The sequence below is a fragment of the Euzebyales bacterium genome, assembly GCA_036374135.1.
Lineage (GTDB): Bacteria > Actinomycetota > Nitriliruptoria > Euzebyales > JAHELV01 > JAHELV01.
The window spans coordinates 1-10,840 of record DASUUK010000084.1; the positions used below are offsets into that span (position 1 = coordinate 1).

Sequence of the window (10,840 nt, forward strand, 5' to 3'; positions counted from 1 at the left end):
CGAGGCGCGCGCGGTCGTGCGCAACGCCCGCCGCGCGCTGCGTGACGGGACGGGTGCGGTGTCGGGGCGGGTGCGCGCGGCGATCGAAGCGTTGGAGCGGACCGCCGAACGCGTCGAGCGCATCGCCGCGCAGACCCGCCAACGCATCGGTGGGACCACCCCGGATGGCGCGACCCGGCTGGTATCGCTGCACGACCCCGACGCGCGCCCGATCGCGAAGGGTCGGCTGGGCAAACCGGTCGAGTTCGGCTACACCGCGCAGGTCGTCGACAACGACGACGGCGTCATCGTCGACCACAACGTCGAGGTCGGGCAACCCACCCGATGCGCCGATGCTCGACCCCGCCATCGAACGCGTCACCCGGCGGGCGGGTCGACCACCGCGGGCAGTCACCGCCGACCGCGGGTACGGCGAGCAGGCCGTCGAGGACGCGCTGACCGAGCGTGGGGTGCGCACTGTCGCCTTGCCGCGCAAGGGCAGACCTAGCGCCGCTCGCCGCACCGTCGAGCAACAACGCAGTTTCCGTCGACTTGTCAAGTGGCGCACCGGCAGCGAAGGGCGGATCAGCTGTCTCAAACGCGACTTCGGGTGGGCACGCACCCGCATCGACGGCCTCGACGGTGCCCGCACCTGGTGCGGGCACGGCGTGTTCAACCACAACCTCGTCAAGATCGCCGCGCTCATCGACTGACCACGGAACACAGCGGGACACCAACCGCCGCCCACGGGTCAGCGCCCCGACGTCATGTCAGCCGAGCATTCACCCAGAGACTTCTTCAGGGGCAAGTAGCTAGAGCACTTAGCGCAGAGACCCCCAAATTGCCCTTGACAGGCCCTGGGCGATGGCACAGCATCGAGGCGCTCGGCGGTCGCAGGCTTCCACAGGGGGGACCGGGATGGCCTCGTATCGAGTAGCGCGTTTCGTTCTGGTAGCCGGCCTGATCCTCTCACTGGTGATGGTTCCCGCAGGGGCGTTCGGAGCGCGCGACCCCGATGTGATCGTCATCGGCCACCGCGGCGCCAGCGGCTATCGGCCGGAGCACACGCTCGCCGCCTACCGGCTCGCGATCCGCCAGGGCGCCGACTTCATCGAACCGGACCTCGTCAGCACCGCCGACGGCCACCTCGTGGCGCGGCACGAGAACGAGATCGGCGGGACGACCGACGTTGCCGACCATCCCGAGTTCGCGGACCGCCGCACCACGAAGGTCATCGACGGTCGGGCGATCACCGGCTGGTTCACCGAGGACTTCACCCTCGCGGAGCTGAAAACGCTGCGTGCCCGCGAGCGCATCCCCGACATCCGTCCCGACAACACCCGGTTCGACGGTCAGGAGACTATCCCGACGCTGCAGGAGGTCATCGACCTCGTCCGCCGGGAGGGGCGCGGACGCGTCGGGCTCTACCCGGAGACGAAGCATCCCACCTACTTCCGGGAGATCGGGCTGGCGCTGGAGGAACCGCTCGTCGAGATCCTCCATCGCAACGGCTTCCGCAACCCGCGGTCGAAGGTGTTCATCCAGTCCTTCGAGGTCGCGAACCTGAAAGAGCTGCGCACGATGACGAAGCTGCCGCTGGTCCAGCTGATCAACGCCAGCGGGCAGCCGTACGATTTCGTGGTCGCCGGCGACCCCCGCACGTACGCGGATCTCGCCACGCCCGACGGCCTGCGCGAGATCGCCGGATACGCGCAGGGCATTGGGCCGAACAAGGATCTCATCGTCCCCCGGGATGAGGAGGGCCGGCTGCTCGAGCCGACATCCCTGGTCGACGACGCGCACGACGCCGGTCTTGTCGTCCACTCGTGGACGTTCCGCAACGAGAACGTCTTCCTGCCCGCCGACTTCAGGGTCGGCGACCCGTCCGACCCGGACTACCTCCGGCAGCCCGGTGACGCCGAGGGCGAGCTGCGGTTGTTTTTCGGGCTCGGCGTCGACGGCGTGTTCTCGGACTTCCCGGACACGGCCGTGGCGGTCCGCAACGAGTTGTTCGGGGTGCCTGTGGGGCCGCCGCTGCGGGATCCACGGCCATGATCGGCGGACCATGACGGGTGCGCGCCAGCCTGCGATCAGACAGGACGTGCGATCGGACAGAGGGGACAACTCATGGAACTGGGTCGATCATCGCTTCCTTTGCTGGGCCAGGCGGGCGGTCGCTCGTTGCAGACCTGCCGGTGGAAGTGCGCCTACGACTGCTTCCACGACAAGCCGAATCGGTCTGGCAACGAGCCGTTCACCAGCGTCGTCGAACGCGGCCTGACGCGCCGCGGTTTCCTCAAGGGAGCCGGGGCGGCGCTCGTGCTGACGGCCGCTACCCCACTCGTCGGCGGCTCGGCTGCCGCGCAGACCGGGCGCAACGGACGTGGTCCGGGCTTCGAGCCGATCGCGCCAAGCATGGTCGACGACGTCATCGTCCCGGACGGCTACGAGTACGGCGTTCTCCTGCGCTGGGGTGATCCGGTGCTGCCGGATGCACCGGCCTGGGACTTCAACAACCAATCGCCGGAGGCGCAGGCCGGTCAGTTCGGTTACAACTGCGACTTCGTCGCGTTCATGCCGCTGCCTTCCCGGTCGTCGAACAGCGGCAGGGGCCTGGTCTGGGTCAACCACGAGTACACGAACCCGGAGGTGATGTTCCCCGGGTACTCGAGCGATTCGCCCACCGCCGCGCAGGTCGACATCGAGCGCATGGCCCACGGCGGGTCGATCGTCACGGTCAAGCGGGACCGTCGCACCGGCCACATGCAGTTCGTGCAGGACGGCGGCTGGAACCGGCGCATCCACGCCGAGACGCCGATGGAGCTGACCGGCCCCGCGGCCGGCGACGCGCTGCTGCGGACCTCGGTCGACCCGACCGGCACGCAGGTGGCCGGCATGCTCAACAACTGCGCCGGCGGCGTCACGCCGTGGGGCACGATCCTGACCTGCGAGGAGAACTTCCACCAGTACTTCGCCAACCGTGCCGCCGTGAGCGACGACCGCGTCGCCGACCTGCATGCCCGCGTCGGCATCCCGGAGGGCGCCTCGGAACGCAAGTGGGAGCTGTTCCACAGCCGGTACGACGTTGCCCAGGAGCCGAACGAGCCCTTCCGGTTCGGCTGGACCGTCGAGATCGACCCCTACGACCCGACGTTCACGCCGCGCAAGCGCACCGCCCTCGGCCGCTACAAGCACGAGGGCGCCACGACCAGGCTGACCGCAGACAAGCGCGTCGCCGTCTACTCGGGTGACGACGAGGTGTTCGAGTACATCTACAAGTTCGTCACCGTCGGTCGCTATCGGCGCAACGATCGGGCGCACAACCTGGGTCTGCTCGACGAGGGCACGCTGTACGTCGCCCGCTTCGATATCGACGAGGACGGCAACGGCGTCGGCGAGTGGTTGCCGCTGGTCTTCGGCGAGGGTCCGCTCACACCCGAGAACGGCTTCGCGAGCCAGGCGGACGTCGTCATCGACGCACGCCGGGCGGGTGACCTCGTCGGAGCGACACCGATGGATCGTCCCGAGGACGTCGAGCCGAGCCCGCTGACCGGCGCCGTGTACGCCGCCCTGACCAACAACACGTCCCGGACCGAGCCGAACGCGGCGAACCCGCGCAGCCCGAACCGCGGCGGGCACGTCATCGAGTGGAACGAGGACGGCAACGACGCTGCCGCCACCACGTTCACGTGGCGGTTCCTGCTCATCTGCGGTGACCCGGACGACCCGACGACGTACTTCGCCGGGTTCCCGAAGGAGCTCGTCAGCCCCATCTCGTCGCCCGACAATCTGCTGTTCGACCGTCGCTACAACCTGTGGATCGCGACCGACGGGCAGCCGACGTTCCTCGGTCACAACGACGCCTTCCACGTGGTTCCGCTGTCCGGTGACAGTCGCGGTCACGTCCAGCAGTTCCTCAGCGTCCCGGTCGGGGCCGAGGCCTGCGGTCCCGAGCTCACCCCCGACGAGCAGACGCTATTCTGCGCCGTCCAGCACCCCGGGGAGGGCTCGACGGCGGCGAGCCCATCGAGCACATGGCCGGACCGGAGGTCTCCGCCGCGCCCCTCGCTCGTCACCGTTGTCAAGGCCGATCCGCGCGGCGGTGTCCGGATCGGCACCTGACAGCGCCGCCGGCGGGTCGTCCGGCGGCGAGTCTCATGAGTTCACGAGCGACCACACGCCGGCGGTCAGCGGGTCAAGTTCCGCGAGCCGGACGTCCAGGGGGACGCCTCGGAGCCGGCCTTGACGCGGTCGCCGCGGCAGGCCGGCACCTCGTGCGTGGTCGTCCCGCAGGCGGCAACGATCGAGCGCCGCGGTGGAAACGAAAACCTCAGCCCACGCTCATCTTGACGTTCGACCCCCCCGCGACCCGATGCGACGTGTACGTACGTACGAGGGACCGCCGATAGAAGGAGGACCGGCCGGCGATAGCACCCGCTTAACGCCGGCCGTTTCCGTGTAGGTCTGACCGCCGATCGCGACAGTTACAGATCGAACTCCAGCTGGACTTCGGGGCGCCGATTGGAGACGGCCTTCTCGACCGCCTCCTGCAGCGCCAGCCGCTATGGAGCCGGCGGCCGTGACCGCGATCACGGGAATCTCCCCGGTCTCGATCACTGAATCTCCCCAGGTGTGAGCACCTGTGGTGGGCCTTGTCGAAGGTCCGCTGAAGGGAGTGGGGCCCCTTCGATGCTGACGGTGCCTGAGCCGATCGGCACGAAGGAGCCCGTCTCCCATGCTCACATGGAGAGAAGACGTGGAAGCCCATGCACTGCACAAGCGGGGGTGGTCGATCTCGGCCATCGCCCGGCACCTTGACCGCGACCGCAAGACCATCCGCGCCTACATCAACGGCGACCGCACCCCCGGGCGGCGACGCGACGACCGTCCGGATCCGTTGGCGCCGTACGTGGCGTATGTCGCGGCCCGGTTCGTCGACGACCCCCACATCTGGGCGTCAGCGTTGTATGACGAGATCGTCCCGCTGGGGTATCCCCGCAGCTATGTGACGTTCGCGCGGCAGCTGCGCCTGGCGGGGCTGCGCCCGCACTGCGAGGCGTGTCGCGGCGTGTCGGGTCGTGACACGATCGAGATCGACCACCCCGCGGGTGCCGAGATCCAGTGGGACTGGTTCGAACGTCGCCGCGCGCCGTGGGACGCCACGGCGTATGTGTTGCTGGGCACGTTGCCGCACTCGAGTCGGGTGCGCGGGGTGCTGGCCGAGTCCGCCGATCAGGCGCACCTGATCGAGGCGATCCACGCGGTGTTGGTGCGTCTGGGTGGCACCGCGCGGGTGTGGCGCACCGACCGGCTGTCGACGGTGATCGTGCCCGGCCGCCGTGATGTGCAGCCATCCTTCGCGCCCGTCGCCAAGCACTACGGCGCGGTGGTCGAGCCGTGCCCGCCGCGGCTGTTGTTGATCCGTGTCGCCGAGACCAAGACGGCGACACCTGGCGGAGCCTGCGTCACGAGCTCGACCGGCTGCATGTCGGCCAGTTCACCGGCCCCGCCGGCACCGTGCAGCAACGCACCGACGTCACCGCCCGGCAACAGGCGATCCTGCGCGCGCTCGCGGTCGGCCCGCCGCCGCGCTTCCTCGACGTCGACCGCGCCACGGGCTGACCCGGCCACGTCATCGCCCCTCCGGGCGCCTAGGCACACACCCGTATCCGGGCGAGCTCGGCGTTCCCGCTGGTCAACCCACGAAATCCATGCCTAGCGCGCCACCACAACTGCGGAACTCCGGTAAGAGCGAGGCTGAAAAAGAAGCCGAGCGCGATCATGGCGAGCACCCCGCGGGCGGCTGTCGCCGCCCAGAGCAACGCGAGCGTTCCCAGGATCCCGCCGATGACCCGCCAGATGGTCCGGCTCGCGATCTCGACCAGGAGAACCCGCTGTGTCGGAGCCTCCTGCTCGTACCGTTCGGGAACACCGTCTCCCGTCGCCGTGAGGTCGTCCGTTGCCCGGGTGGTCACGGAAGCTCCTTCATACCCGCTCGTCGAACATGCAGCACCGAAGTGAGTCGCCCCTCTGACGCCACCGCCGATGGCAATGCCGCCGGTTCACCAACTACCTCAGGAAGCGTCCTGCCACGTCGGCCTTGGTCTTCAGCTGCGTCGAGTTCGGCCAGGACGCGCGTCTTTGTGTCGCGCCAGCCGCCGCCCGCGCCGGTGCCGACGTGGGGGAAGCTCTTGCTGATCGCGACGCGGCGCTGCCGCAGATCGGCGATCGCCGTCTCGGCCCGCTCGCGTTCGATCCCGGTCCTGGCCGCCGCCTTGACTTGCATCCGGTCCAGGTACGCGTCCCAGCGGTGCAGCCCTGCGTCGACCGCGTGGGTGACCTGGTCTTCGGTCGCTGCGAACTCCGCCGCCACCCTCTGCTCGGCCAGCTCGAGTTCGGTGTCGAGCTGCTCGAGCCGCTCGTCGACGGCGGCCGCCTGCTCGCGAGCCGTGGCCCGCGCGGATTCCTCGTCGCGGCGCACGGTGGTGATGTACGGCTGCATCCGGGACCTCGCGTCCGTCGTGCCGCGCTGCGCGTTGACCTCGAGACGGGCGATGCGGCGGCGCGCCTCTGCCAGGCGTTCGTGCGTAGCTGTCGCCATGAAGGCTCCGTGCTCGTTCGTACCGATCCCTGGCAAGCGTGGTCCTCGCCGCTGCCAGACAGCTGCCGTCGGTCGGGCCGCCGCTGCCACGCGCGCCGATGCGGCGGGATCGCCGGTTCAGGCAGACGCGTCTGCGGACGCCGTCATCGCCCGTCCGTCGCCGAGGCTAGCCAGCCCGCCCGCGGCCGCCGCGGCCGGATCTTCACCCAACGCGACGAACAGGCTCTCGCGAGGCCCGTGTGGACGCGGCAGCTTCGACCAGGCCCGTCCATCGCACGTTCGTGACCCGATCATCGACAGGGGTTGCTGCCTGCGGCCAGGATCAGCTCAAATGCCCGGCAGACGCACGTTGGCCCGCAGCTGCAGTCGCCTTCTCGACCCCGTGTGACATCGCGTAGCGCCTGCGATATGACGATGCCGCTTCTGCGCCGCGCTCGGAGCAGACCCGCGTCCAGCCGCCGGCCAAACCAGGCGGTGGATCACTACAGCCACTGTCCGCAATCCATCACCAGTGGTGATTGGATCGCCACAATTAGCCACAACGTCTGTGCGGCCCCGACGTAGCCAACGTAGCCAATTGGCTACGTTCACCCGGACCGAAGCTACGTCCGCTGGACGCCGGCAGGCCGCTGACCTGCGGTTTCGCGTGGAGCTAAGGGGAATCGAACCCCTGACCTCTTCCATGCCATGCACACGACAAACCATCTGAGGTGTCCAACGGCGTCCCGTGGAAGCCACCCGCGTCCGATCGTATCCGACCGCCACGCGACGCAGAAACCGCGCAGGCAACACATCATGCGTCCACGACATCCTCACGAGTCCGACGACGTCGTCCCCCGTCCCGCGAAGTCCGAGCGACCGACCGTGGCTACGTTGCTGGCTACGTCCAATAGCCCCGATCGGCCTGCGAACGTGGTGGCCGGCCAGTGAACGGACTGCTCGCCGACAGGAGGGTCAGCGTTCCTCAAGGAGAAGACGCTCGACGGGCTGACCCGTGACCTCGGCGATGAGATCGAAGTCCTTGTCCACATGCAACACCGTCAGATCGGCAAGCTCGCCGGTCGCCGCCAACAACAGATCCGGCACCGACGGCGCACGATGCTGCCCACGGTCAGCCAGCAACCCCTGCACCGCCATCGCGCGATCCTCGATCGCCGGGGTCAAGTACTCCACCGGCATTGCCGACAGCGGCGGCTGTCGCAGGCTGGCACGCAGGTCTCCCGCCGAGCGCGCCGAGTACCCGACCTCCAACCTCGTCACCGACGTGATCCGCACCACCCCCCGCTGGATACGGTCAGCCCACACCTTCGCGTCAGGGCTGACACCGAGACGCACCAACGCCGACCTGTCGATCAGCCAACCGCTCACCCCCACGCCTGACGCATGACGTCCTCGTCAGCAAGATCAGCGAAGACGTCCGCAAACCGCTCCAGATCATCGACCGTGACATCGACATCAGTGACGGCACGCTCACGCACCAACGCGCGGCGCAAGTACTCGCTTCGCGACACACCCAACCGCTGCGCCTTCGCGTCGATCGCCGCGAGCACATCGTCGGGCACATCCCGAATCAACAGATCGGTCATCGGACCTCCTCCGCCAAGATATCTCACGATATCACGCGCGTGCGGCCGTGTCGCCGCGGTCGCCTCCGAACGCGACCACATCGCCGCCCTCGTCGACCGACCGCGCAGGTTCTTCGCCGGGCCGCGCGGGCACACCGGCAGCGTCGAGCGCTGCGCGATCGAGGCCGATCGGGATCAGTACTCCGAGCTGGTCGCCGGCCTCGAGGCCGACAACGCCTGGCTGACCCGACACCTGCGAGCGCGGCAGTGGCGGGCGTAAACGCCATGGGAGGCACGTGCGACAGCATGACGTGCCCGCCGATGGACCGGTAGCCAGCCCGTTTCGGCTACCGGCCCATCCCTCTCTGTTATCCGGCACAGCCGATCGGGAGCAGAGCACGTGCCCGGCCGCATACGGTCTACAAGCCCCGATGGCCGCCGTTGGGGGCGGCGCAACGTAGGTCCGTCGAATCCAGATGGGCCTCCATGTGCGCCGTTGCCTCATTTCGGGTGGCATCGCGCGCTCCCGTTACGGCAATCCATCCCCGCCCAGAGCGCGCACGTCCGGGTGAGCCGATCGGTCCGCCGCTCGGCGTTCACGGCATGGTGGCGCGTCGGCCACCGTCGGGGTCGCCGACGAATGCGACGCAACAGCGGTCGGGAGCCGGGTCGAGGCGGACGTCAACGTCGACGCCGAGTGCTTGGGTCATGCCGGTCAGCATGGCGACGTTCATTCCGCAGATCAGATTCGTGTGTTCGCGGGCGAGCTGGCGGAAGGGGCAGTTGCGGAGCCGCATGACGCCGTCGTCGTCGTAGGGTTCGTAGCCCTTGTCGGCAAGGCGCCGGACGAGACCGTCGGTGCCGCAGGTGTCATCGCCGCGGTTGGCAGCGGCGAGCTCTCGGCCGTGTTCCGCGGCGGCCTGCCCGAGGGCGCGGCGGGCAGCGTCGGAGGCGTCGTGCTCGACGGCACGAGCGAGCAACTCGGCGAGCAGCCGATAGTCGCGCGGGGGCAGACTGACGGCGAACTCGCGGTCGGCGCGTTGGTAGTGCTTGGCGGGACGGCCCGCGCCGGGGCCGCCCCGTCCGTCGGGTCGGGCGAAGGACGCCGCAAGCAACCCTTCGTCGACGAGTTTGTCGAGGTGGTAGACGACAAGCGAGCGGTCGAGGCCCAGGGCCGTCGCGGCCTGGTCGCGGCTGACGGGCGCGCCACTCGCGGCGACGTACTCGTACAGCCGGCGGCGGGTGGGGTCGTCGAGGCTGCCCAAGGGGGCCAGCTGCGCCTCGTCGAGCCGGGTGTGCGGGAGTTTCGTGTCCATGACATCCTCTAAAAAAGGATCTGGTTGACTTTAGAGTCCGGAGACTCTAAAGTGAGCACATCTTCATCTTACAACGGAGGTGTGCCATGACGACCCTGACCGCCCAACCCGCCCGTACAGACCTGGCGAACCCTGCGTACCAGGCCTTCACACTGCTACGCGTGGGCTTCACCGTGGCCCCGGTCCTGTTTGGGCTTGACAAGTTCTTCGAGGTGATGGCCGACTGGTCGACCTACCTGTGGTCTGGCGTGGCGTCCGCCGTGCCTGGCGGCGCCGACACCGTGATGCTGGCCGTTGGCGTCATCGAGATCCTCGCCGGTGTCCTGGTCGCCGTCCGCCCCCGCATCGGCGGGTACGTCGTCGCCGCATGGCTGGCCGGCATCATCGTCAACCTGCTGCTGCTCGGTGACTTCTACGACGTCGCGCTGCGCGACGTCGGGTTGCTGCTGGGAGCGCTGAGCTTGACGCGCCTCGCTGCGGCGTTCGGGCCTGGCGCCCCGCGCGGCGAGAACGTCCGATGACAGCGCTCGTCCGAGACCTGCCCGCCTCCCCCGACGTGCCGGCAGCTCCACAGCTCGAGCGTGCGCGTCCAGTGGCACAGCAGCCGGGTGCCGCGCCTTCCGGCAAGACCACCCAACGGCCGTGGCGGCGCCCCGCACGCGTTGAGGCACCCACGCCGCACATCGACCTCGAGGCGGCGCAGGTTGCGGCGCAGGACCTGCTCGTCGCCCTTGGAGCCGACCTCGCCGACGAAAGCATGCGCAAGACACCCGCGCGGATGGCCGAAGCGTACGCGGAGCTGCTCACCCCGCCGCCTGTCGAGCGCACCACGTTCCCCAACACGGCTGGCTACGACGAGCTGATCGTGGTGCGCGCGATCCCGTTCCACTCGCTGTGCCAGCACCACCTCCTGCCGTTCCTCGGCGTGGCGCACGTCGGATACGTGCCCGGCGACCGCCTCATGGGCCTGTCGAAGTTGGCCCGCGTGGTCGAGCTGTTCGCCCGGCACCTGCAGGTACAGGAGCGCCTCACCACGCAGACCGCCGACTGGCTCCACGAGCACCTCGCACCCAAGGGCATCGGCGTCGCGATCGAGGCCGAGCACCTGTGCATGTCGCTGCGCGGCGTGCAGAAGCCCGATGCGCGAACCGTCACCTCAGCGTTCCACGGCCTCGTCCGCGACGACGCGCGAACCCGACAGGAGTTCCTGGCCGCCGCCGGCCTGCCGATCGGATCCTCCCTTCCGGAAGGACACTGACATGACAACCTCAGACACGTTCGTGATCGTTGGTGCCGGCCTCGCCGGCGCCAAGGCAGCCGAGACGCTGCGCACCGAAGGCTTCGACGGCCGGGTCGTCCTCGTCGGCGCCGACCCCGAA

Annotated in this window: 10 protein-coding genes and 1 pseudogene; 6 read left to right on the top strand and 5 right to left on the bottom strand. The window is 69.0% G+C overall.

Going from position 1 to position 10,840, the window contains the following annotated elements; genetic code table 11:
* The 4 genes and pseudogenes from VFZ70_14805 (at position 1) to VFZ70_14820 (ending at position 5,698) form a co-directional block, all read left to right on the top strand.
* A pseudogene (locus VFZ70_14805) lies at positions 1–692 on the top strand (transposase).
* A gap of 205 nt (positions 693–897) precedes the next feature.
* Positions 898–2,034 (top strand): glycerophosphodiester phosphodiesterase, encoded by a 1,137-nt coding sequence (locus VFZ70_14810; GenBank protein HEX6257075.1) that lies wholly within the window; start codon positions 898–900, stop codon positions 2,032–2,034.
* 72 nt (positions 2,035–2,106) lie between these two features.
* Positions 2,107–4,101 carry a PhoX family phosphatase gene (locus tag VFZ70_14815; protein HEX6257076.1) on the top strand — a complete coding sequence of 665 codons (1,995 nt, stop codon included), beginning with the start codon at positions 2,107–2,109 and terminating at the stop codon, positions 4,099–4,101.
* Between the two features lie 634 nt (positions 4,102–4,735).
* Positions 4,736–5,698: a hypothetical protein gene (locus VFZ70_14820; protein ID HEX6257077.1), complete on the top strand. Its 963-nt coding sequence runs from the start codon at positions 4,736–4,738 to the stop codon at positions 5,696–5,698.
* A gap of 252 nt (positions 5,699–5,950) precedes the next feature.
* Here the strand turns inward: VFZ70_14820 and VFZ70_14825 are convergent, their stop codons facing one another.
* From VFZ70_14825 to VFZ70_14845, 5 genes are all read right to left on the bottom strand, one after another.
* Positions 5,951–6,481: a hypothetical protein gene (locus VFZ70_14825; protein ID HEX6257078.1), complete on the bottom strand. Its 531-nt coding sequence runs from the start codon at positions 6,479–6,481 to the stop codon at positions 5,951–5,953.
* Between the two features lie 1,053 nt (positions 6,482–7,534).
* On the bottom strand, positions 7,535–7,954 hold the full coding sequence (locus VFZ70_14830; protein HEX6257079.1) for a PIN domain nuclease: 420 nt from the start codon (positions 7,952–7,954) through the stop codon (positions 7,535–7,537).
* Entirely contained in the window at positions 7,945–8,166 is a 222-nt protein-coding gene (locus VFZ70_14835; GenBank protein ID HEX6257080.1) for a ribbon-helix-helix protein, CopG family, read from the bottom strand. Before VFZ70_14835 ends, VFZ70_14830 begins: the two co-directional genes overlap by 10 nt.
* A 31-nt stretch (positions 8,167–8,197) precedes the next feature.
* A complete protein-coding gene (locus VFZ70_14840; GenBank protein HEX6257081.1) occupies positions 8,198–8,398 on the bottom strand; it encodes a hypothetical protein in 201 nt (66 codons plus the stop codon).
* Between the two features lie 343 nt (positions 8,399–8,741).
* Positions 8,742–9,461, bottom strand: coding sequence for a helix-turn-helix domain-containing protein (locus VFZ70_14845; GenBank protein ID HEX6257082.1), 720 nt, complete (start codon positions 9,459–9,461; stop codon positions 8,742–8,744).
* A gap of 86 nt (positions 9,462–9,547) precedes the next feature.
* Here VFZ70_14845 and VFZ70_14850 point away from each other — a divergent pair, with 86 nt between their 5' ends.
* On the top strand, positions 9,548–9,982 hold the full coding sequence (locus VFZ70_14850) for a hypothetical protein (GenBank protein ID HEX6257083.1): 435 nt from the start codon (positions 9,548–9,550) through the stop codon (positions 9,980–9,982).
* Complete coding sequence (gene folE / locus VFZ70_14855) at positions 9,979–10,719, top strand: GTP cyclohydrolase I FolE (protein ID HEX6257084.1); 741 nt, start codon at positions 9,979–9,981, stop codon at positions 10,717–10,719. The genes VFZ70_14850 and folE overlap by 4 nt, the downstream gene beginning before the upstream one ends.
* Positions 10,720–10,840: the final 121 nt, after the last annotated feature.

Bases quoted from the DNA above. Each gene is read 5' to 3' on its own strand.
- VFZ70_14810 (HEX6257075.1), top strand. From the start codon at position 898: ATGGCCTCGTATCGAGTAGCGCGTTTCGTTCTGGTAGCCGGCCTGATC.
- VFZ70_14815 (HEX6257076.1), top strand. From the start codon at position 2,107: ATGGAACTGGGTCGATCATCGCTTCCTTTGCTGGGCCAGGCGGGCGGT.
- VFZ70_14825 (HEX6257078.1), bottom strand. From the start codon at position 6,481: ATGCAGCCGTACATCACCACCGTGCGCCGCGACGAGGAATCCGCGCGG.
- VFZ70_14835 (HEX6257080.1), bottom strand. From the start codon at position 8,166: ATGACCGATCTGTTGATTCGGGATGTGCCCGACGATGTGCTCGCGGCG.
- VFZ70_14845 (HEX6257082.1), bottom strand. From the start codon at position 9,461: ATGGACACGAAACTCCCGCACACCCGGCTCGACGAGGCGCAGCTGGCC.
- VFZ70_14850 (HEX6257083.1), top strand. From the start codon at position 9,548: ATGACGACCCTGACCGCCCAACCCGCCCGTACAGACCTGGCGAACCCT.
- folE (HEX6257084.1), top strand. From the start codon at position 9,979: ATGACAGCGCTCGTCCGAGACCTGCCCGCCTCCCCCGACGTGCCGGCA.